General features: G+C 63.8%; 23 protein-coding genes and 1 tRNA gene. 7 read left to right on the forward strand and 17 right to left on the reverse strand.

Annotated elements, in window-relative coordinates:
• Positions 1 to 105 precede the first annotated feature (105 nt).
• Positions 106 to 303 (forward strand): hypothetical protein, encoded by a 198-nt coding sequence (locus FXV83_RS10555; RefSeq protein ID WP_007603456.1) that lies wholly within the window; start codon positions 106 to 108, stop codon positions 301 to 303.
• A 72-nt stretch (positions 304 to 375) separates the two neighbouring features.
• Entirely contained in the window at positions 376 to 846 is a 471-nt protein-coding gene (locus tag FXV83_RS10560; RefSeq protein ID WP_187435814.1) for a GcrA family cell cycle regulator, read from the forward strand.
• A 275-nt stretch (positions 847 to 1,121) separates the two neighbouring features.
• Here the strand turns inward: FXV83_RS10560 and FXV83_RS10565 are convergent, their stop codons facing one another.
• On the reverse strand, positions 1,122 to 2,600 hold the full coding sequence (locus FXV83_RS10565; RefSeq protein WP_148739113.1) for a porin: 1,479 nt from the start codon (positions 2,598 to 2,600) through the stop codon (positions 1,122 to 1,124).
• Between the two features lie 404 nt (positions 2,601 to 3,004).
• Here FXV83_RS10565 and FXV83_RS10570 point away from each other — a divergent pair, with 404 nt between their 5' ends.
• Positions 3,005 to 3,511 (forward strand): MarR family winged helix-turn-helix transcriptional regulator, encoded by a 507-nt coding sequence (locus FXV83_RS10570; protein WP_148739114.1) that lies wholly within the window; start codon positions 3,005 to 3,007, stop codon positions 3,509 to 3,511.
• Positions 3,512 to 3,521: 10 nt separating this feature from the next.
• Here the strand turns inward: FXV83_RS10570 and FXV83_RS10575 are convergent, their stop codons facing one another.
• The 3 genes from FXV83_RS10575 to FXV83_RS10585 all read right to left on the reverse strand — a co-directional run bounded on the left by FXV83_RS10575 (position 3,522) and on the right by FXV83_RS10585 (position 6,890).
• Positions 3,522 to 4,634: an alpha/beta hydrolase family protein gene (locus FXV83_RS10575; RefSeq protein WP_148739115.1), complete on the reverse strand. Its 1,113-nt coding sequence runs from the start codon at positions 4,632 to 4,634 to the stop codon at positions 3,522 to 3,524.
• 231 nt (positions 4,635 to 4,865) lie between these two features.
• Entirely contained in the window at positions 4,866 to 5,837 is a 972-nt protein-coding gene (locus FXV83_RS10580) for an SDR family NAD(P)-dependent oxidoreductase (RefSeq protein WP_148739116.1), read from the reverse strand.
• Between the two features lie 144 nt (positions 5,838 to 5,981).
• The gene (locus tag FXV83_RS10585; protein WP_148739117.1) at positions 5,982 to 6,890 is read right to left on the reverse strand and encodes a dihydrodipicolinate synthase family protein; all 909 of its coding nucleotides are present in this window, start codon (positions 6,888 to 6,890) and stop codon (positions 5,982 to 5,984) included.
• 328 nt (positions 6,891 to 7,218) lie between these two features.
• Between FXV83_RS10585 and FXV83_RS10590 the strand changes: the two genes are divergently transcribed.
• The gene (locus FXV83_RS10590) at positions 7,219 to 7,458 is read left to right on the forward strand and encodes a hypothetical protein (RefSeq protein ID WP_187435815.1); all 240 of its coding nucleotides are present in this window, start codon (positions 7,219 to 7,221) and stop codon (positions 7,456 to 7,458) included.
• Positions 7,459 to 7,578: 120 nt separating this feature from the next.
• Here the strand turns inward: FXV83_RS10590 and FXV83_RS10595 are convergent, their stop codons facing one another.
• A complete protein-coding gene (locus tag FXV83_RS10595) occupies positions 7,579 to 8,553 on the reverse strand; it encodes an alpha/beta hydrolase fold domain-containing protein (RefSeq protein ID WP_148739118.1) in 975 nt (324 codons plus the stop codon).
• Positions 8,554 to 8,674: 121 nt separating this feature from the next.
• Here FXV83_RS10595 and FXV83_RS10600 point away from each other — a divergent pair, with 121 nt between their 5' ends.
• Positions 8,675 to 9,307 carry a TetR/AcrR family transcriptional regulator gene (locus FXV83_RS10600; protein WP_148739119.1) on the forward strand — a complete coding sequence of 211 codons (633 nt, stop codon included), beginning with the start codon at positions 8,675 to 8,677 and terminating at the stop codon, positions 9,305 to 9,307.
• Positions 9,308 to 9,789: 482 nt separating this feature from the next.
• On the opposite strand, the gene FXV83_RS10605 is transcribed toward FXV83_RS10600, so the two are convergent.
• From FXV83_RS10605 to FXV83_RS10635, 7 genes are all read right to left on the reverse strand, one after another.
• A tRNA-Pro gene (locus FXV83_RS10605) sits at positions 9,790 to 9,867 on the reverse strand.
• A 105-nt stretch (positions 9,868 to 9,972) separates the two neighbouring features.
• Complete coding sequence (locus tag FXV83_RS10610; RefSeq protein ID WP_148739120.1) at positions 9,973 to 10,548, reverse strand: MerR family transcriptional regulator; 576 nt, start codon at positions 10,546 to 10,548, stop codon at positions 9,973 to 9,975.
• Positions 10,549 to 10,572: 24 nt separating this feature from the next.
• Positions 10,573 to 10,914 carry an integration host factor subunit alpha gene (locus FXV83_RS10615; protein WP_028171641.1) on the reverse strand — a complete coding sequence of 114 codons (342 nt, stop codon included), beginning with the start codon at positions 10,912 to 10,914 and terminating at the stop codon, positions 10,573 to 10,575.
• Positions 10,915 to 11,047: 133 nt separating this feature from the next.
• On the reverse strand, positions 11,048 to 12,028 hold the full coding sequence (locus FXV83_RS10620) for a beta-ketoacyl-ACP synthase III (RefSeq protein ID WP_148739121.1): 981 nt from the start codon (positions 12,026 to 12,028) through the stop codon (positions 11,048 to 11,050).
• On the reverse strand, positions 12,025 to 13,086 hold the full coding sequence (gene plsX, locus FXV83_RS10625) for a phosphate acyltransferase PlsX (RefSeq protein ID WP_148739122.1): 1,062 nt from the start codon (positions 13,084 to 13,086) through the stop codon (positions 12,025 to 12,027). Before plsX ends, FXV83_RS10620 begins: the two co-directional genes overlap by 4 nt.
• Positions 13,087 to 13,385: 299 nt before the next feature.
• Entirely contained in the window at positions 13,386 to 13,949 is a 564-nt protein-coding gene (locus FXV83_RS10630; protein WP_148739123.1) for a YceD family protein, read from the reverse strand.
• Positions 13,946 to 14,497: a ubiquinol-cytochrome C chaperone family protein gene (locus tag FXV83_RS10635; protein ID WP_148739124.1), complete on the reverse strand. Its 552-nt coding sequence runs from the start codon at positions 14,495 to 14,497 to the stop codon at positions 13,946 to 13,948. The genes FXV83_RS10630 and FXV83_RS10635 overlap by 4 nt, the downstream gene beginning before the upstream one ends.
• 98 nt (positions 14,498 to 14,595) lie before the next feature.
• Between FXV83_RS10635 and FXV83_RS10640 the strand changes: the two genes are divergently transcribed.
• Positions 14,596 to 15,072, forward strand: coding sequence for an outer membrane protein assembly factor BamE (locus tag FXV83_RS10640; RefSeq protein WP_187435816.1), 477 nt, complete (start codon positions 14,596 to 14,598; stop codon positions 15,070 to 15,072).
• A gap of 98 nt (positions 15,073 to 15,170) precedes the next feature.
• Entirely contained in the window at positions 15,171 to 16,172 is a 1,002-nt protein-coding gene (locus FXV83_RS10645; RefSeq protein WP_148739126.1) for a Bug family tripartite tricarboxylate transporter substrate binding protein, read from the forward strand.
• 188 nt (positions 16,173 to 16,360) lie between these two features.
• On the opposite strand, the gene FXV83_RS10650 is transcribed toward FXV83_RS10645, so the two are convergent.
• The 5 genes from FXV83_RS10650 to FXV83_RS10670 all read right to left on the reverse strand — a co-directional run bounded on the left by FXV83_RS10650 (position 16,361) and on the right by FXV83_RS10670 (position 21,602).
• On the reverse strand, positions 16,361 to 18,481 hold the full coding sequence (locus FXV83_RS10650) for a sodium-translocating pyrophosphatase (protein ID WP_148739127.1): 2,121 nt from the start codon (positions 18,479 to 18,481) through the stop codon (positions 16,361 to 16,363).
• 222 nt (positions 18,482 to 18,703) lie between these two features.
• A complete protein-coding gene (gene thiL, locus FXV83_RS10655; protein WP_235939369.1) occupies positions 18,704 to 19,705 on the reverse strand; it encodes a thiamine-phosphate kinase in 1,002 nt (333 codons plus the stop codon).
• Between the two features lie 182 nt (positions 19,706 to 19,887).
• On the reverse strand, positions 19,888 to 20,385 hold the full coding sequence (gene nusB / locus FXV83_RS10660; RefSeq protein WP_148739129.1) for a transcription antitermination factor NusB: 498 nt from the start codon (positions 20,383 to 20,385) through the stop codon (positions 19,888 to 19,890).
• Positions 20,386 to 20,387: 2 nt separating this feature from the next.
• Positions 20,388 to 20,879 carry a 6,7-dimethyl-8-ribityllumazine synthase gene (ribH, locus tag FXV83_RS10665; protein ID WP_148739130.1) on the reverse strand — a complete coding sequence of 164 codons (492 nt, stop codon included), beginning with the start codon at positions 20,877 to 20,879 and terminating at the stop codon, positions 20,388 to 20,390.
• A 114-nt stretch (positions 20,880 to 20,993) separates the two neighbouring features.
• Entirely contained in the window at positions 20,994 to 21,602 is a 609-nt protein-coding gene (locus FXV83_RS10670; protein WP_148739131.1) for a riboflavin synthase, read from the reverse strand.

Genomic DNA, 21,602 nt, shown 5'->3' on the forward strand with positions numbered 1-21,602 from the left:
AACCTCAAGAACAGTCGCAATCTGGATTTGACTTCCGTCACCGAACCTAAATAGAGTCTTAATCGTTACTTTTATGTACATGAGTAAGAGGCTAGCGTTCGGGCCATGGCCACCGAAAAAGCCGAGACTGACCGCATTCCCGTAACCTTGGCGCTCTCGACCATCACCTATCTCGAAAAGCTGGTGAGACAGGGCACCCACGGCACCAGCGTTCCCGGCGTTGCGCGGACATTGATCGAGGAAGGCATCCGTCTCGCCATCAAGGATGGGCTTCTGTCGATTCGCGACAATGGCAGGACGTGAACGCGCGCCAACGTGAGGCGGACGGATCTCGAAAGGAGGATGGCCGACATCTGCAACCTGGGACCGTTACAAATGCCTGTTCTCTCACCAACCTGGACCGACGAGCGAATCGAACTTCTGAAGCAGCACTTCGAGGCCGGCCTGTCCTGCCGCGAGATCGCCGCCGACATTGGCGTCAGCCGCAACGCCGTGATCGGCAAGCTGTCCCGGCTCAATCTGACGCGCGGCAGGTCGACCGACGAGCGCAAGCTCGACAGAAGCTCTGCCCGCGCGCCCAAGGCGGTGCCGCGGCTGCAATATGAAATGCTTGCGACGCTCTATGGCGAGACCGGCGCCCCTGCGGTCACGGGGCCGATCGATGACGCTAATCGCTGCTCGCTGCTTGAGCTCGCCGAGAACCGCTGTCGCTGGCCGATCTCGACACCCGGTGCGGAGGATTTCTGCTTTTGCGGCAACACCGCGCCCGACGGCCAGTCCTATTGCGCCGGCCACAGCCGCCTCGCCTACCGGCCGAATTCCCGCGCGCGAATCATGCGCGGCTGAGGCCGCTTCGGCTTTTCCAAAATTGAAAAACCTCCGGCAGGGCATTGCCGGAGGTTTCTGGAGGCTTAGCATCAAACTAAGAGCCGTAACTTTCGAAATCGGCTGGCAACTATATAGCTTAGTAGCTCAGGTAAGTAAATAAGATTGAGGCCGATCGAACCGCATGGCTCGTCTTCGTCGGCTGCACGGGCTGCCCCGATTTTCCGAAAGCCCATCTCGCAAGATACCCCGGCGGTGTCCCGCCGGGGTTCTCTGATCGATCTGCGAGATCGATCTTAGAAGTTGCGCTGAGCGCGGAGGAGCATGCTGACCGAGTTCTGGTCCTTCAGCTCGTACACGGCCGCCGGCTTCGCAGCGGTGGCAATGCCCGGGCTCGCGATGGTGCCAGAGTACTTCTGGTCCAGATGCGAATAGCTCACGTCAGCTGTGAAGGTCAGGCCCTTGACCGGAGTCCACGCCGTGTTGACACCGATGACCGCGAAGTTGAAGTCCGGATTACAAGTAGCACCCGCGAGCGCGATAGCAGCGAAGTTGCCGCAGATCAGCGCCTTGCCGGCAGTGCCGTACTTCAGCTGGGCATAGCCACCGTAGATGGCGCTCGCCCAGTTCGGGCTCCAGTTGTGGGTATAGCCACCACGGAGGCCCCAGGTCTTGACGGTATCGATGCCGGTACCGACACCGAAGACGCCGTCAGAAAGACCGGCGAAACCGGTGCTCTGATACGCGCCGGCGCCGCTACCGCTGAACATGAAGAAGCTCTGCGGGAACAGGCTCTGGAAGTTGTAGCGAGTCGCGCCATCCGTGTAGACGGCCTGCAGGTTGATGCTGTCGCCCGCACCGGTCGGGATATTCTTGATGGACAACGCACCCTGAACCGCCCAGCCCCATTTGTCGCTAGGATGGCCTGTGGGTTCGGTCGCACCGTAGTAGGCGGTATGCAGCTCATGCGCGGCAACCGAGATCTGGGCCAGACCCCAGGCCTGGTCGACGCGGACCTGACCGATGATGTCGGGGGTACGCGTGCCGCCCCAATCGTTGGCACCGTAGACGCCCGTCACGAACTGAGCGGCCGTACCCGACGACACGTTCCAGAGGTTCGACTGGCCGTTGTTCGCCGTCGTCTCGTCCTGCAACGCGAGCGAACCGGTGATGCCCTGGCCAAAGTCAGCCGTGTAGGCAACCTGGTTCACGCCGTTGACATGATTGCTGCCGCCCGGAATGGTGTCGGGACCGCCAGCCGGATAGCTCTGCCACGGGGCGTCGAAGATCGAGACCGTGCGGCCGAAGGTGAAGCCAGCGAACTGGATGAACGCATGGTAGAGGCCGAGCGAGGCGGAACCGGTCGAGAACGCCGAGGGATTGCTGCCGGTGACCGTCTGAGAATCCCAGCTGAAGATCAAATCGGCGTAGGTTCGCACCACGCCGTACTCGGTCGCCGTACGCGTGTCGACGTTGAAGTCGAAACGAGCGCGGCCGGTATAGTAGTTGGTCAGACGGTTGTTCGATCCCGCGTTCGCGCCTTGCTGGAAGTTGTAGTCGCCTGCGCCGCCAAGGATGGCGTCAGCGCGCAGATAACCGCCCAGCTTGATGCAGGTGTCGGTGCCCGGCATATAGTAGAATCCGGCACCATACAGCGAGCAGATCTTGACGTACTCGACCGCCTTGGCCTTGACCGGAAGATCGGCCGCCTGGGCTCCACTCACGGCGATCAGACCCGCCGCAGTGCCGAGCAATAGGCTCTTCACCATTTTCATTTAAAATCTCCAAGTTGCTCATTTTGCGGAGACCGGACCGTAAGGCCCCCCAGATCCCCGTCTCTTCAATCCGCTCGGCCGCTTCGCGCTTTCGGACGCACCTGCTTGAACGCGAGGAACGTGAGCGAACCACCTGCAACGGGACGACGAGAACCCCCCACCGTCACGGATCAATATGCCTGCGTCGTTCTGTTAATCAAAATAGTTTATTGGATAAGCCTTGTGGTTTCACTAAACCTGTGCCTTGTGCGCAACACCCGGGGCCGGCCCAATATGCTGACGCCATCATCTTTGTAATATTACTGACAAAATTACCCTGCTCGGCACTTGCGTCAAGGCAGGCTTGCGTGGACTATCAGCTGCCAGAACGCCTGCCTGAAGAATCTGTTCACGGGAGTGACGCTGTGTCCGCGACGAGGAAAGAGGGAGCGCGCATGCGCTCCATCGGCAATCTGGACATCATCAAGCGCTTCACCTGGGAGATATCGTCAATCAACATGTATCTCGAGGAGCTGCGCCAGTTCTGGGCCAGGACGCTCGGCATCAGCGGCCCGCAATGGCTGATCTTGATGGCAATCTCCGACCTCGACAAGGACGACGGCATCCCGGTCAACGTCGTCTCCAAGCTGCTCCACGTCGATCCCTCGTTCGTCACAACCCAGTCGAAGCTGCTGGAGAAGAAGGGCCTGTTGCGCCGGCGGCCCTCGCCGACCGACGCCAGGGTGGTCCGGCTGTCCCTGACCGACAAGACGCAAAAGCACCTGGCAAGTCTCAACGAACAGTACAAGACGATCAAGGAATTCGTCTTCCAGGAGTTCGACGAGCACGAACTGACCGAGTTCACCACCAAACTCGCGACGTTGAAAACCCGTCTCGAAAAGGCCTGCGTCCGCCTGACCCTCGACTTCTGATCCGGCCCCTCTAGGCCCGCCCGCCAGCGCCGAGCCGCGATTCGAGCCAGTCGAAGATGTATTCGTTGGCAAGGCTCGGATTGTCCGCGTGGGACTGCGCCGCGCCGGTTTCCGCCGCGGTGAACACCTTCAGCATGATCTCGGAGCTGCCGAACCGGGAGTTCTGCACGATCTCACGGGCGCGATCGGCCTTGAGCCAGCCGTCCTCACCCAGCGTAATAAGCACCGGACAGTCGATGCTGCTTGCCATCAGCGGCGAATGCGGCACCGGAACGATGCTGACGTCGCTCATCGCAAAACGGCTGGCGAAGAAGGCGCGCTCGTGCAGGTCCCACAGGCCGCCGTCGCAGACGGCCGCGGCGAGCCGCGGCTCCTGCAACACCGCACGCGCGACGAACGAGGAGCCCCAGCCATCGGCGAGGACCCCGACGCGCTCGAAATCGACGTCGCCGCGCGTTTCCAGATAATCCATGACGCTGGCGATCGAGCTCTCGAGATCGCGGCGCTGAAGCAGTACGTCGAGATAATCGTCGCGCTGGTCGCCGAACAGGTCCAGCGCCAACATCGAGAATCCGCGCTCGCGCGCATGCGGCGCGAGCTTGAACAGGAATTCCTCTTTGCGGTGCCCGGGCTCACCGATGCAGATCACGGTGGGCGCCCGCCCGTTCGCCGACGGCGCAGGCAGGAAATAGCCCTGCAAGGAATGGTCGTCGATCCACGGCACCGTCACGACTTCGCCGGCTGGACCGCGGGCGGCGAGGAAGCGCCGGGCGCAATCCTGCATCGCGAGCACCGCGACCCAGCGGCGCTCGTCGGCCTGATCGAGCGGCATTGCGGCCGCGCCGTAGTAGTTCATCGCGCGCAGCCAGTTGCGCTGCGCGGTCGCCTTGTGGCCCTCCGCAAACGCAGCCTCGGCCCGCTCGCGGCTGGCCTGTGCAAGCTTCTTCCACTCGCGATGCCAGGACAGCTCGTCGCCACGCTTCAGTTGCCGTGCGATCATCAGGCATTCGGCGATAGTGGCGCCGCCATCCTGGGCCGCCGTCAGCAGCCGCGTGAACTCAGCGGAGATATCCTCTCTCTCCGGGCAGAGGATCCAGTCGTCGGAGAGGCATGCGGGTATCATCGGAGCTACGCTTCATCGCTGGCATTACCTCTGATTGATTAAACTATTTTGGTTCGCCAACCAAGCTGGCGTGCGCCGAATGAGACCCGCTCGAGATCACCATCGCTTGAACTCACCCATCATGTCGCATGAGTGACATTCGATTTCGAGGGAGGCACGCAAAAATTTTCCAGCGCGCCTCTTGCCATGATGGACGTCATACCTATCTCGGCGCGCGTTTCGCTGGCAGTCTCAGCCAAGCCGCCAGCCGACCTCCTGGGTAAAACTTTCGTAGAAGGCGCGGTCATAGGCCTGTTCGGGCGTAGCGCGGACGCGCTCGTCGAGTCGCACCGCGTCCTCGCCGACCAGGATGCGCCATCGCTCGGCTTTCACGCCGTCGAGAATGATCTTCGCGGCCTGCGCAGCCGAAGTCGGCGCATCCTCGAGAAAGCTGCGGGCGCGCTCGGAGAAGACCGCCTGGATGTCATCGTCCGACATTTTGTCAGCATCTGGCACGCCGGCCGCGACCATGCGTTTGCGGGTCAGCGCAACCTCGTCGGCATTGAGGCGGTCCGACCCGTCACTGCTCTGCACCTTGCGCGAATTGGAGACGATCGAGGTGCCGATGTGACCGGGCATCACCACCGAGCACTTGACGTGCGGGGCGTGCAGGCGGAGATCGTTGATCAGCGCTTCGGTAAATCCCTTCACGGCGAACTTGGCGGAGCTGTAGGCGGTGTGGGCCTGGTTCATGCCGATAGAGGCCCAGAAGCCGTTGACGCTGGCGGTGTTGACGATGTGGGCCTCGTCCGCCGCGACCAGCATCGGCAGGAAGGTGCGCACGCCGAGATAGACGCCGCCCCAGCAGATGTTGAAGGTGCGCTCCCACTGCTCGCGGGTGTTGCTAAACAGGCTGCCGCCGCCGCCGATGCCGGCATTGTTGAACAGAAGATGGATCTTGTCCGTCTTCTGCTGCTCGGCGAGCTCGTCGCGGAAGCGCTTGAGGTGATCTTCGATCGAGACGTCCGCGACATGGGTGGTGACGCGCAGGCCCTGCGGCAGCTTCTCGGCTTCGCACAGCCGCTTGGTCTCTGCCATCGCGGCTCCCGAGACGTCGCACATTGCCACATTGCAGCCCTCCGCAACCAGCTGCCGCGCGAGCTCGCGCCCCATCCCCGTGCCGCCGCCGGTGATGACGGCGATCTTTCCTGCAAAATCCTTCATGGGACTTCAGCCCCTCCCCTTGCCGGTATGTTTCTTCGTCGGTGCGCCAGCGTGCCGGTCGCGCGCAAAATGTAGCAGCGCCGCATCCGCAGGTAAAAGCGGATCGGCGCCTCCACACTCGCGTCAGTTATTTCGGGTGACGGGCTATTCCGCTGCCTCGACGCGCTGTCCGCTCAATGCGCCGAGGGCCTCCAGCGCCTTGCGGGTGGCGACCTGCTGGGCGGGCGAGGCCTCCGGCATCGGCGCGCGCGGATATGTCTTGGGCAGACCCTGGAGGGTCTGCGCGTAGCGCGTGCAGGCCGGCAGATTGTCGGCGATGATCGCGTTCCACAGCGTCAGCAGCTTCTTGTGCAGATCGAGTGCGCGCGGGTGGTCGCCCGCCTTCACCGCGTCCCACAGCGCGACGGAGGCATGCGGTGCGGCGGTCAGGATCGCGGCGATCGAACCATGGGCACCGAGCGTGTAGGACGGATACATCAGGGCATCGACCGCGCTGTAGATCAGCTTGTCCGGCGCCATCATCATGAGGTCCGCGAACAGCTTGAGATCGCCCGCGCTCTGCTTGACGCCGACGACCAGCGGCACCTCGGTCATGATCCGCGTCAGCAGCGTCGGCGACAGATAGGACCACGGCACGACGTTGTAGATGATGATGGGCATGCCGGTCTCGTCGGCCATGGCGCGGAAGTGCGCCACCATCGCCTCGTCGTCCGGCCTGAACAGATAATGCACCGGCGTGACCTGGAGAGCTGCGACATTCATATCGCGCACCAGCCGGCCGCGGCGGATCGCATCGCGGGTGGAGTCGACGATGATGCCGGCGATCACGGGGATGCGTCCGTTCACGGCGTCCACGGTCGCCGCGATCAGGTCGCGATATTCCTCGTGGTCGAGCGTATGCCCCTCGCCGGTCGAGCCGCCGGCTGCTACGCCGTGAGCGCCGGCACCGATCATCCAGTCGACCTGGGGCGCCACGAGCTTGAAGTCGATCTCGCCGTCTTTCCGGAACGGCGTCGTCATCGGCGGGATCACGCCGGTCGGTCGTACTTTCATATTCTGCCCTCGCGTTTCCATACACATTGTAGCGGCTCCGCTCTTTTGGCGGGTGTCCACGGTCTGCAAGCCTATCGGCTATGAGGGGGTTGTGAAGGACTGTCGGCGCGGCGCTGCCCTCACGATCAAACATCCCTGCGCTCATCCCTGCCGGTTCCCCGTATTTGTCCGGCTTCGGGTTAAGGGTAATTTTTTTACAATCCGAATCGTCAAATGGAATCTGGGCGCTGGGTCGAGTCGGCCAGGCCAGCGTGTTGTTTGCGTCACAGGCTCTGGCACTCCGCTTGCATCCTCTTCGTGGTCAGAAACTACCGATGAGGTGACAGGAATGTTCGTGACCGTCGTTGCCGTGCTCTGCCGGCTTAGCGCAGCCAGCTCAGGCAGTTGCGTCGAGGAAATCGTGACCGACAGCAACATGACGCCCGAGATGTCGATGATGCAGTGCGCGGTCGGCGCACAGGCCCCCCTTGCGAAATGGATGGGCGAGCATCCGATTTATCACGCCAACTGGCGCCTCGAGCGCTACAAATGCGTGCCGGGTCACTACGAGATCAAGGGCCACGCCTAAGGCCCCGCAAAACTACGTTATCGAGGAAACGCCCCGGGGGCTGCCTATTCCCTCCGCGCGGGCTGCACAGCGCCGGACCCATTGCGGCGGCGCGCCGTGTGACAACGATCACACCGCCCCTCAAGCCACAGCACCGAGAATCATCGCCCGTGCCTTCCGCCCTTCCGGCGTCGGCATCAACGCGTAATTGTGCGGCTGGTCGCGCAGGAGATGCAGTTCGACCGGCACGCCCGCCGCCCTCGCCCTCGCGGCGAGATCGACGCTGTCGGGATAGAGCAGATCGCGCGTCCCGGAGAAGATCAGCATCGGCGCGAGCGAGCGGAAGGCGCCGTTTAGCGGGCTGACGAAAGGATGGCCGACATCGAGCTCGCCGGCATAGAGCCGCCCCGCCGCGAGGATACCCGGAATGTCCTGGATGGGATCGCGGGCCGCGATCGTCACCTGTTCCGGGCGGCTGACCGACGCATCGGCCGCGGGCGAGATCAGCACCAGCCGATTCGGCTGCCGTTGCCCGCGATCGCGCAGCCACTGACATGCTGCGAGCGCGAGGCCAGCGCCGGCCGAATTGCCGACCACGGTGACCTTCGCGGACCCGGCATCCTCCAGCAGCATCCGTAGCAATTCGGCTGTCGCCGGTACGACCTCCTTGGCCGTGGCGCGCGGCGCAAGCGGATAAATCGGCACGACGCAAACGACGCGCGCCTCGCGCGTCATCCGGCCAATGAAGCGCCAATGCGCCGGTACGATCTCGTTGATGTAACCGCCGCCATGCAGGAACATGACGTAGTTGCGCCCTTCGTGGCCGGAGGACGGCGCCGTGTAGTAGACTGGCCATCCGCCCATCTTGGTCAGAATCACTTCGATGCCGCGGCCCAAACCGGTCGGCTCATGCGAGGCCGGCTGCAATGCCAGCTTGCGCACATGTGCCTGCACGGCCTCGGCCGACGCCAGCTGTTTCTTGAACGGAAGCAGGCCCAGCAGCACGTTGAAGCAACGGCTCCGCAAGCTGGGCCCTGGATCGTCGGTCGGCAACGCATCCAGCGTCCTGCCGCCCGGGCAAACCTGCAAGGCCGACACGATCTTTGCGACGCTCATGGTCACATCCCCGACTGGCTACGAAGGCGCGGCGACAGGACACTTGCACGTCCGCCGCCTCCTGCAGCTATAATGCGAGCTATCGCTCGCTTTTTCTACTCGCATTCGAAAGCGCCACCGCATGGCCCGCAAGCCGCCGACAAAGCCCCGGAAAAATGCCTCTCAGGAGAGGTCGCGCGCGACAGTCGACGCGCTGGTCGAGGCAACCGCTCGCATTCTGGTCCGGGAAGGTTTCGAGAAGGCCAGCACCAACCGGATCGCCGAGGTCGCCGGCGTCAGTGTCGGCTCGCTGTACCAGTATTTCCCCGGCAAAGAGGCGCTCGTCGCCGCCGTGATCGAGCGCCACAACCAGGAGATCATGGGGCTCGTCCGCGCCGCGCTCAACGAAGTCGCGGACATGCCGGTCGAGACGGCCGTGCGCAAGCTCGTTACGGTCGCGATCGAAGCCCATCGCATCGACCCGAAACTGCACCGCGTGCTCGCCGAGCAGATCCCGCGCACCGGACAGCTCAAAGACGTCGAAGCCTTCAACCGCGAAGTCCACACCCTCGTCCGCGCCTATCTCGAGAGCCGGCGCAAAGAGATGCGCAAGATCGACCCCGGGCTCGCCACCTTCATCTGCGTCAGCGCGATCGAGGCAGTGGCGCACAATACGGTGCTGAACCAGGCCGAGATGCTGTCGGAGAAGATGGTGAGGACGCTGGTGGACGAGACGACGCGGATGGTGGTGGGATTCTTACGACGGGCTGCCTAGCCGCGGTCAGACTGCAACCGCAAGGACGGCGCGCCGCCGAGTTACGGATTTGCACATCAAGATAACGTGCGTGAGCCCGTTCGGGGGTTGAACCACACGCAAAAGCCCCATCTATCCGTGCAAGTGGGAGAATCCCTGAGAAAGTTAACTAATGCAGTCATCAGAATGGAAGGGAATGACCGTTGCCGCGGCTGTTGCGCTCATCTCAGTATCCGTTTTGGCGGCCGACGCGGTCCTGGACCTGAACGTCAGCGGGTTCACCAAACGCCTCGAGGGCGCGCAGGCTTCCGTCGTGGAAGTGATAGGCAGCATCAAAGGATCGTCGCCGTTCGGACGTGGGCCCGCGGCAAAGCTCTTCCCGAGCAGCAGTGTCCATGCAACTCCTGCTAACTGCCCGCCGCTGGCATCGGCTCGTTCCGAAACAGGAGCTCGCTTGCCGATCCGCGATCGCGCAAGCGTTTGGTCCATTGCGGAAGAAAATTTGGTCGGAGCGAGAGGATTTGAACCTCCGACCCCTAGTCTCCCAGACTAGTGCGCTAACCGGGCTGCGCCACGCTCCGAATGCCGTTCCCTTAGCTAGGATCGCCGCTTTGCGCAAGGAGCGATACCAAATTGGTGTCGGCTCAAATCCCCGGAACTCACCGTGAAGACGATGGAATGCGGCGTCAGCCGTCCTTCAGCGCCAGGTCCAGCATCTCCCGGCAGGCAACGAGGTCGCCGAGCACCCGTCCCAGCCGTTCCCGGTCGAGGGCGCTGGGGCCGGCCGGCGGTGCGGTGCCGCCCTTGCGGAAGGTGGTGAGGATCTCCTCGTCGTCGGTCTCCGAAAAGCGGAAGTCGATGCCTTCCGCTTCCTCGCCCTGGTAATCGTCATCGTCGGTGTCGAGGGTGCCGCGGGCGCCCGTCTCTTCCTCGGGCTCCATCAGGCTGTGGCCGATGGCGTCCTCGATCGCGCCGAACGAGACGGCGGCCGAGCTGTCAGCCAGGCCTTGCACCGACTTGATGCCGTGCTCTTTGAGGATCCGCTGCACCCCGCGGATGGTGTAGCCCTCCCCGTACAGGAGACGGCGGATGCCCTTGAGCAGGTCGACGTCGTCGGGGCGATAGTAGCGGCGGCCGCCGCTGCGCTTCATCGGCTTGATCTGGGCGAATCGAGTCTCCCAGAACCGCAGCACGTGCTGCGGAATGTCGAGTTCCTGCGCTACTTCGCTGATGGTGCGGAACGCATCCGGCGCCTTGTCCAAATGCAAAATCCTTTGCGAGGGCGGTTACGCCTCCGGTTGTACCTTGCTGCCGTCGCCGTTGGTGCGGTGCTGGGCGTTGATGCGCTGCTTCAGGATCGCGGAGGGCTTGAACACCATCACCCGGCGCGGCGAGATCGGCACCTCGGTGCCGGTCTTCGGGTTGCGGCCGATGCGCTGACCCTTCTTTCGCACCATGAAGGAGCCGAACGAGGACAATTTCACCGTCTCGCCCTTCTCAAGGCAGTCGGTGATCTCCTTCAACACGAGTTCCACGAACGCGGACGATTCCGTGCGCGACAAACCCACCTTCTGGTAGACGGCTTCGCACAGATCAACACGCGTTACGGTTTTGCTGGTATCGGTCATCGCCCTGCCCCACATCACGGCGAACAATTGTTGTCTGAAATTATGAGGTTACGATACTGCGGTCAACACCGCTCATCAATGCAGACGCATAGATAATCGTCGCTGATTCGGGCAAAATTTTATCGACTGTGGCTTACCAGCGCACCAGCGCCGAGCCCCAGGTAAAGCCGCCGCCCATCGCTTCCAGCAGAACCAGGTCGCCGCGCTTGATGCGGCCGTCCTTGCGCGCCACCGACAGCGCCAACGGGATCGAGGCCGCCGAGGTGTTGCCGTGACGGTCGACCGTCAGCACCACCTTCTGCGGCGCAATATGCAGCTTGTGCGCAGAGGCGTCGATAATTCGCTTGTTGGCCTGGTGCGGCACGAACCAGTCGATGCTTTCGGCATTGAGCCCGGTCGCCTCGAAGGCGTCGACGATCACGTCGGTGATCATGCCAACCGCGTGCTTGAAGACCTCGCGGCCCTCCATGCGCAGATGACCGACAGTCTGGGTCGAGGACGGCCCGCCGTCGACGAACAACTTTGCCTTGTGCCGGCCGTCCGAGCGCAGATGCGTGGTCACCACGCCGCGATCGGTCGCAGCCTTGCCCGGCTGTTCCTGCGCTTCCAGCACGACCGCGCCGGCACCGTCGCCGAACAGCACGCAGGTGCCGCGATCGTTCCAGTCGAGGATGCGCGAGAAAGTCTCGGCGCCGATTACCAGTGCACGCTTGTAGGTGCCGCTACGCAGAAAATTGTCGGCGGTGGCGAGCGCAAACACGAAGCCCGAGCACACCGCCTGGAGATCAAACGCCGCGCCATGATTGATGCCGAGCGCATGCTGCACGGCAACGGCGGTTGCCGGGAACGTGTTGTCCGGCGTCGAGGTCGCGAGCAAGATCAGCTCGATAGACTGCGCGTCCACGCCGGCATCTGTGAGCGCGGCCTGCGCCGCCTTGATAGCCAGATGCGAGGTGAACTCGCCGTCGGCCGCGATGTGCCGCTCGCGAATGCCGGTGCGCTGCACGATCCACTCGTCGGACGTATCGATGCGCGCCGCCAATTGGGCATTGGTCACCACCTGCTCCGGCAGATAGGCGCCGCAGCCCAGCACGACCGAACGAATTTTGGTCACGAAACAGCCTCCTGCGCGGTTGGCGCGGAACTAAGCGCACCTCCGTCGCGGTTGAGCATCTGATTGATCTTGTTCAGGAGATCGAATTTGACCATTTCATAGCCAACATCGATTGCATAGGCAAAGCCTTCGGCGTTGGTTCCGCCGTGGCTCTTGACCACCACTCCGTTCAATCCCAGGAACACACCGCCATTCGACTTGTTGGGGTCCATTCTCTCACGCAGGGTCTGGAAGGCGCGGCGTGCAAAGAGATAGCCGATCCTCGACATCCAGCTCCGCCGCATCTCGTCACGGAGCAATGCCGCGATCTGCCGCGCGGTTCCCTCGGCGGCCTTGAGCGCGATGTTGCCGTTGAAGCCCTCGGTCACGATAACGTCGGCCAGCCCCTTGCTGATGCCGTCGCCCTCGACGAAGCCGATGTAGTCGAGTTGTGGCAGGTTCATCGCGCGCAGGATTTCCGCGGCCTCACGAATCTCCTCGTGACCCTTGATCTCCTCGACGCCGATATTGAGGAGTCCGACCGTAGGACGCGGCTTGTTGAACAACACGCTCGCCATCGCCGCGCCCATCACGGCCAGCGACACCAGATGGTGCGCATCGCCGCCGATGGTGGCGCCTAGGTCGAGCACGACGGTATCACCGCGCATGGTTGGCCACACCGCGGTGATCGCCGGGCGGTCGACGCCCGGCAGCGTGCGCAGGTGAAAGCGTGCCATCGCCATCAGCGCGCCGGTATTGCCGGCCGAGATTGCGACATCCGCCTCGCCCTTCTTCACCGCGTCGATCGCGAGCCACATCGAGGAGGTCTTGCGGCCGCGCCGCAGCGCCTGGCTCGGCTTGTCCTCCATGCTGACGGCAACGTCGGTATGGACGATCCTGGAGGCGGCCTTGAGCGCGGGGTGCTTCTCGAGCTCGGGCTCGATCTTGGCGCGGTCGCCGACCAGCACGAATTCGGTCTCGCGGTGCCTGCCGAGCGAGATGGCGGCGCCTGGAATGACCACGGCGGCGCCGACATCGCCCCCCATGGCGTCAAGCGCGATGCGAACCTTACTTGGCATAAAAGTCCTGGAAACCTGGTCTGGTGCGGTCGTCAACTAGCGGGACCGCGAAATGGATTCGCCATGGATATGGCGATCGGCGAAGCGCCACGCTGCGCCCCGACCGGGGCGCGACAATAGCGTTTTGTCATCCCGAAACAACCTCTTGCCCCCAGCCTTTTGCATTTGGGGCGATCCGGCTCAAGATGCCAGAATTGCGACAAAGCTGATGTAAATCAAGCGGATAAGCCACTCTCTCAAACCATCCAGGCAAACGCTTCGCGTTCCGTCGCAGAAACGACCTCGCACAGGATGGCCGCCTATTCGTCTTTCTTCTTGTCCTGGAGCGCTTTTAGCACCGCAAACGGATGATCACCGGGATCGGAGGTCGTGACCTCAGCCTCGAACACCGCGCCGGACTTGCGCGGATAGGGATCGATCGCCAGGAACAGCGCATCGGTGGCGAGCCGGCCAAGATCGATGATGCCGCCAACGATCGCCTCCGGCGGATCGGCAATTTCGGGCGGCTCCTCGTTATCCTGCCCCTCCTCGATCAGGTCGGCCAGCCGCCGCACCTCGGCCTCAGGCGCGAACATCAGGTCGATCTCCTCGTCGATCTCGTTCTCGATCGGATCGAGCGTCACCACGCAGGTCTGGCCGACTCGGGCCCGCGCGTAGCCCGTGACATGGACACGGCCTCCGCTTTTCGGCGTGACGTCGAAGGCCGCCTGGGCGGACAGGATCTCGCGCAGCCCGGCGAGTTCAGCCATCGCCTGCCGCTCGGCAGCGGAAGCCTCAAGCTTGCGATGCAGGCCTGTGTCGGGGACGTGCGCGACGGTAATGGGGACCCGCCAAGGGTCTGGTCCGGCAGTGGGTCGGCTCATGGCGTGACATCCTCGGGAAGCGCCGGTGGAAACACAAAGGTGGCGTCCAGAAGCGCCGCCTCACTGGTCCGGGCCAAATCGGCCGCCGTTGCCTGGGCGTAAGCCGACAGCTGCCGCGCCTGATCCATTCCAGCACCGTTCAAGATATTCTTGCAGATGGCGGATGCCAGCGCCTCGCCGCCATCCTCCATCGCCTCGTCATAGGCCTTCGCCCGGCCGTAAAAGGCCTCGCCGAAGGCCCGCATCCGCTTCGGCACGCTTTGGTCGCCAACCCCCATCTCGCGCAGATTGTCGTCCATGTCCTCGCAAAAGCGGTCGAACAGCGCCTGTGACAGCTCCGCGCCGCCCGAAACAGTGCGCAGGCGTCGCAGCAACAGCCACAAATGCAGCAGCAACAGGTCGAAACGCCCATTAACCGTATCGGGCACGCCCAAGTCGCGGTAAAATATGGGTTCTCGCGCCTGCGTCACGATCATGCCATAGATGGCCTCAATGGTGCCGCGCGGGGCGAGCCGGGGTTTCCTGAAGTGATTGAACGGCCAAAGCATTGTGGTTTCCGCAAGCGGGCGCGCGCGTGTTGCATTCAGAGCCTCCGCCCGGTACTTCAGCGCCTCGCGCGACGCAAGGGGACGGAATCGGTTCCGCAATGACGATAGCTAATCAAAACAGCCTGCGCGCGCACAAGCAGCGCGGCATTCTTGCGTGCTGGCGCATGGTCGTGGCCGCAGCCGTGATCGGGACGGCGCTCGCCGGGTGCACCGGCGAGCAATTCCAGAAGGGCTACATCCTGCCGGCCGGCGCGCTCGAGCAGATCCCGATCGGCGCGAGCCAGGACCAGGTGCTGATCGTGATGGGCACGCCCTCCACCGTCGCGACACTCGACGGCGAGGTGTTTTACTACATCTCGCAGCGCTCGGAGCGCATGGTGGCCTTCATGAACCAGAAGGTGGTCGACCAGCGGGTCATCGCGATCTATTTCGACAAGAACCGGCGCGTGCGCCGGCTTGCGAATTACGGCCTCCAGGACGGCAAGATCTTCGACTTCATTAGCCGGACGACGCCAACGTCTGGCCAGGAGATGAGTTACCTCACACCCATCTTCAAGCTGCTCAGCTTTAACTGAGCCTTCAGCCTGCGGCGTCGTGCCGCCCCGCGCGACTTGCCGTCGCACGTCGCCTTCCCTACGCTCGGCTGCAAAGCAAGAAGCTGGGGAGTGGATTCGTGCCCAAAACTTTGATGTCCCGTCGTCGCATACTCACTGGCGTTGCCGGCCTTTCCGCCGCAGCCATCCTGCCGCGCACGAGTCTTGCCGACTGGAAGCCCACCGAGAACGTGCGCATCGTCGTGCCAGCCGCGGCCGGCGGCTCGACTGACGTGATGGGCCGGCTGCTGGCCGCCCATCTGCAAACTGCCTGGGGACAATCCGCCGTCGTGGAAAACCGCTCCGGCGGCGGCGGCACGATCGGCACGGCGGAGGTAGTCCGCGCCAAGCCTGACGGGCACACCATCCTGATCGGCAATCCCGGTCCGAATGCGATCGCCTACAGCATCTTCAAGAACCTGAACTACAAGCAGGACCAGCTCCAGCCGGTCTCCAACATGATCCGGATCCCGAACATCGTCTCGGCGCATCCGAAGACCGGCATCAAGTCGATCGCTGAGCTGATCGCCTTCCTCAAGGCCAACCCGGACAAGCTCAGCTACGCCTCCTCTGGGGTCGGCCAAAGCCCTCACCTCACCGGCGCCTGGTTCTTGCAGCTCACCGGGCTGAAGATGACGCACATTCCATTCCGCGGCGCCGGCCCGGCGCTCCAGGCCGCGCTGGCCGGCGACATCCAGATCCTGTTCGACAATCTCTATCCGAGCCTGCCGCAGGTGCAGAACGGCACGCTCAACGGCCTCTGCGTCACCACGCCGGAGCGCAGCGACCTCGCGCCGAACCTGCCGACCATGCGCGAGAGCGCGCCGGAACTGGCCAAATTCGACGTGTCATCATGGTTCGCCGTGTTCCTGCCGAAGGGCGTCCCCGCTCCGGTCCTCGAAGCGCTGAACCTCCAGGTCAAGGCGATGCTCGAGCGCGACGACATCAAGAAGAACATCCTCGCGATGGGCGCCCGCGCCGACTACGGCACCCCGCAGCAGTTTTCCGACTTCCTCGATGCCGAGACGAAGAAGTTCGCCGGCATCATCCAGAAGGAAGGGCTGCAGATGGATGTGCAGTAGGCGACTGCGCGAACGCTAAACCACGACCTCCGTCATTGCGAGCGCAGCGAAGCAATCCAGACTGCCTCCGCGGAAAGACACTGGATTGCTTCGCTACGCTCGCAACGACGTGGTGAGAGATCACAGCCCGTCAAACAAAAACCCCGCGGCTTGCGCCGCGGGGTTTTGTCTTGAACGTGCTTCGCCGCTCAGTGTGCGAGGATCGCCAGCAGCAGCAGCGCTACGATGTTCGTAATCTTGATCATCGGATTCACCGCCGGACCGGCCGTATCCTTGTAGGGATCGCCGACGGTGTCCCCCGTCACCGCCGACTTGTGGGCGTCCGAGCCCTTGCCGCCGAAATGGCCGTCCTCGATGTACTTCTTGGCGTTGTCCCAGGCGCCGCCGCCCGAGGTCATGGAGATCGCGACGAACAAGCCGGTCACGATCACGCCGAGCAGCATCGCGCCGACGGCCGAGAACGCCGCCGACTTGCCGGCCGCACCGCCGCCCGCGATCGCGTAGATCAGGAAGTAGACGACAATCGGCGACAGCACCGGCAAGAGCGAGGGGATGATCATTTCCTTGATCGCCGCCTTGGTCAGCAGGTCGACCGCCTTGCCGTAATCCGGCTTGTCGGTGCCCTTCATGATGCCCGGCTTCTCGCGGAACTGGCGCCGCACCTCCTCGACGATCGCGCTGGCCGCACGGCCCACGGCCGTCATGCCCATCGCGCCGAACAGATACGGCAGCAGACCACCGAACAGCAGGCCCACCACCACGTAGGGGTTGTTGAGCGAGAAGTCCGGATTGACGCCGGCGAAATAGGGGTGATGCGCGGAGTCCGCAACGAAGAACTTGAGGTCCTGGTTGTAGGCCGCGAACAGCACCAGCGCGCCGAGACCGGCGGAGCCAATCGCATAGCCCTTGGTCACCGCCTTGGTGGTATTGCCGACCGCGTCGAGTGCGTCGGTCGACTTGCGCACCTCCTTCGGCAGGCCCGCCATCTCGGCGATGCCGCCGGCGTTGTCGGTCACGGGCCCGAACGCATCGAGTGCGACCACCATGCCGGCGAGCGCAAGCATGGTGGCGGTCGCGATCGCGATGCCGAACAAGCCAGCGAGGCTGTAGGTGACGAGGATGCCGGCGATGATGACGAGCGCCGGCAACGCGGTTGCCTCCATCGAGACGGCGAGGCCCTGGATCACGTTGGTGCCGTGGCCGGTCACCGAGGCCTGGGCGATCGACTTCACCGGGCGATAGTCGGTGCCGGTGTAGTATTCGGTGATCCAGATGATCAGCGCGGTGACGACGAGGCCGACGATGCCGCACTCGAACAGGGACATGCCGGTATACTCGACACCAGCGAGCTTGCCGAAGCCGATCAGGCTGTAGATCACGCCGGCGATGCCGATCAGCGACAGCACACCGGTTGCGATCAAGCCCTTGTAGAGCGCGCCCATGATCGACTGGCTCGGCCCGAGCTTGACGAAGAAGGTGCCGATGATCGAGGTGATGATGCAGATACCGCCGATCGCGAGCGGCAGCGTCATCATGGTCATGAGGATCGGCGTCTTGGCGAAGAAGATCGCCGCGAGCACCATGGTGGCGACCGCCGTCACCGCATAGGTCTCGAACAGGTCGGCCGCCATGCCGGCGCAGTCGCCGACGTTGTCGCCGACGTTGTCGGCGATGGTTGCCGGATTGCGCGGATCGTCCTCGGGAATGCCGGCCTCGACCTTGCCGACGAGATCGCCGCCGACGTCCGCACCCTTGGTGAAGATGCCGCCGCCGAGACGGGCGAAGATCGAGATCAGCGAGGCGCCGAATCCGAGCGCCACCATGGCATCGACGACGACACGGCTGTCAGGCGCGAGCTTCAGCGAATAGACCAGGAAGCCGAAATAGAGGGTCACGCCGAGCAGCGCGAGACCCGCCACCAGCATACCGGTGATCGCGCCCGCCTTGAAGGCGAGTTCGAGGCCGCCGGCGAGCGACGTCGTCGCGGCCTGGGCGGTGCGCACATTGGCGCGGACCGAGACGTTCATGCCGATGAAGCCGGCCGCCCCCGACAGGATGGCGCCGATGGCGAAACCAATGGAGACATAGATCCCGAGGAAATAGGCAAGCAGCACGAAGATGACGATGCCGACGAGACCGATCGTGGTGTACTGGCGCCGCAGGTAGGCCTGCGCGCCCTCGCGCACCGCTCCCGCGATCTCCTGCATGCGCGGTGACCCCGCATCCGCACTCAACACCGAAGACGTCGCCCAGATCGCGTAGACGACGGAAAGCACTCCGCAGAGCACAATCAACCATAATGCTGTCATGTGATTTTTTGCCTCAGATCCCTTGATGTACCCCCGGCGCCTTTTATTGTCCGTCGTGCGGTGCGGCGCCTTTATGTTGAACAGGGCCGCCCCCTACCCGAAGGGGCGGCCCTGATCGGTCGCAAGCTTGCCAAAATCAGAATGCGGGCGCAACGCCGTAAGCGGCCGAAAAAGCCGATCTCGGCAGGTATTTAGGGCGCGAGTGCCGGATTTGAGCGATTCCTAGAAGTGGCTGTACGAGAGCCGCTTCAAGGCCAGTTCCTTGCCCTGCCCGTCCAGGAAGCGTGGACGCTCACCGCCTTCGACGATCGTGCCGATTGCAGTGACGCCGATGCCGACCGCCTGCCCCGCGGCGATCAGGGCGCCGCATTGCGCCGGCGGAACGGTGCACAGCACCTCATAGTCGTCGCCGCCGGCCAGCAGCGTCTCAACGCAAACAGCGTTGCGCGCGACCAGGCTTGCCGCAGCAGCCGAGAGTGGCACACTTGCTACGTCCACTGCGGCCGAGACGCCCGATGCCGCACAGAGTTTTGTCAGATCGCCGGCGAGCCCGTCGGAAACGTCCATCGCAGCCGTCGCGTGGTTGCGCACGGCCTGCGCCAGCACGTTGCGTGGCTGCGGCACGCGATAGCGCGAGACCAGCATCTCCCGCGCATGCGGGTCGGAGGCGAGTGCTGCAGCCACCGCACCGCCCGTGAGCACGTCGAGGCCGAGCGCGGCATCGCCGATCGTGCCTGTCACCAGGATGCGGTCGCCCGGCCTTGCGCCAGTGCGGCCGACCATCCGCCCGTGGGGTACGCGGCCGAAGGCGGTGATCGAGATCATCTGCGGTCCCGGCGTCGACACCGTGTCGCCACCAAGCAGCGGGCATCCGAAGGTCCTGGCATCCTCGCCCAGCGCGTCCGCGAACGGACTGAGCCAGGCGTCCTCCGTGCTGCGCAACGCCAGCGTCAGCACGAAGCCGGCGGGCACGGCGCCCTTGGCGGCAAGATCGGACAAATTCACCCGCAGCGCCTTGCGCGCGATGGTCTCGGGCGGATCACCGGCAAGATAATGCACACCCTCGACCACGGCATCGGTGGTGACAATGATGTCCTCGCCGAGCGATCGCAGGATGGCGGCGTCGTCGACCAGCCCCAACGCGCCGGGATCAGTCGCCAGCGGCTTGAAATAGCGCGCGATGAGGGAGTCTTCGCCGGAGATCTGTCTTTGATCCTGTGTCACGGCAGCTGACCCGTCATCCCTGCGCAATGGCGAAGCCATTCTCGCTGGAGGTGCGAGCCCTTGCGAGCCTCGAAGGATGCACGGCCGAGGCGCAACCTTAGCGGCACGCCGTCGTCCTTCGAGGCCTCCGCTTCGCTACGGCACCTCAGGATGACGGCTACGGCCAAAGTCATCGTCTCGCCCTACCCCCGCCCGAACTCGTCACCGCGAAACTGGCGGCCGATCTGGTCGAGCACCGCGTTCACCATGCCGGTCTCCTCACGGTCGACGAAGGCGTTGGCGACGTCAACATATTCGGAGACGATGACCCGGCCCGGCACGTCCTTGCGGTGCTCCAGTTCATAGGCCCCTGCCCGCAGCACCGCGCGCAAAATCGCCTCGATGCGCTTCAGCGGCCACCCCTTCGACAGCGCCTCGTCGATCAGGGGATCGAGCTTCTTCTGGTCGCGCACCACCCCCGAGACGACGTCGCGGAAGAAGGCCGCTTCCGCCGGCAGATAAGTGTCGCCCTCGACCTCGTTGCCGAGCCAGTGGCTCTCGAACTCTGCAAATATGTCGTTGATGCCGGCGCCCCCGATATCCATCTGGTACAGCGCCTGCACGGCCGCGAGCCGCGCCGCACCGCGCCGGTTCGCCTTTTTCTCTGCGCCAGCCGGCGGCTTTTTGCTGTTGTCGACCATGATCAAACCCGCGCCAGCCGGCGCTTGATGCGCAGCATCGCAAGTGCCGCGCGTGCGGCATCGCCGCCCTTGTCGAGCTCGCTGGCGCGCGCCCGCGCCCAGGCCTGCGCCTCGGTGTTGACGGTGAGGATGCCGTTGCCGAGCGGCAGTTTTCGCGACACCGCGAGGTCCATCAGCGCGCGGGAGGATTCCTCCGAAACGATCTCGAAATGAATGGTGTCGCCGCGGATCACGCAGCCAAGTGCGATCACCGCGTCATAAGGCTTGCCGCTCGCCGCCGCGGCATCGATCGCGATCGCGACCGCCGCTGGAATCTCCAGCGCGCCGGGAACCGTGATGACGTCGTGCGTCAGCCCGGCCGCCTTCAGCTCGGCCACCGCACCGTCCAGCAGCGCGTCCTGGAGGTCGTCATAGAACCGCGCCTCGACTATCAGCGCGCGCGCGCCGGAAATGTCGGTCTGGTCCTTCAGGGGTGCGCGCCGCGCGTCTGCCATCGTTCAACCTTACTTTGTCATTGCCGGGCTTGACCCAGCAATCCATCGGGCTAAGCACCTCTTAAGAGCATGGATGCGCCGGTCAAGCCCGCGCACGACGAACTTTCTGCGCCATCACTTCATTTCCGTCAGCCGCGCCGCGTAGCGGGCCATCAGGTCGACCTCGATATTGATCTCGGCACCTGCCTTCCAGCCACCGATCGTTGTGACGGTCAGCGTGTGCGGGATAATCAGCACCGAAAAGGTCACGTCTTTCACCGTATTGATCGTCAGCGACACGCCGTCGAGCGTGATCGAGCCCTTGGTCGCAATGAACCGCGCCAGCTCCCGCGTGGTGGAGAGCTCGAACCGCGCCATGTCGGGCAAATCTTCGCGGCTGATGATAGTCGCGATCCCATCGGCATGCCCAGCGACAATATGGCCACCGAGTTCGTCGCCGATCTTCAGCGCGCGCTCGAGATTGAGCTTGGTGCCCACCTTCCAGTGCTTCGCGGTCGTCAGCGCCAGCGTCTCGGCCGCGGCATCGACGTCGAACCAGGTTCTGTCGCTGTCCACGCCCGAGGCAACCACCGTCAGGCAGACGCCGTTGCAAGCGATCGAGGCGCCGTCGGCGATGGTGGCCTGATCATAACGGCAGGCGATGCGCAGCCGGTGCAACTGGCCCTGCGCCGTCGGCGTAAAGCCGACGATCTCGCCGATATCGGTGACAATGCCGGTAAACAT

Origin of the sequence: Bradyrhizobium hipponense, from assembly GCF_008123965.1 — a bacterium.
GTDB classification, from domain to species: Bacteria; Pseudomonadota; Alphaproteobacteria; order Rhizobiales; family Xanthobacteraceae; genus Bradyrhizobium; species Bradyrhizobium hipponense.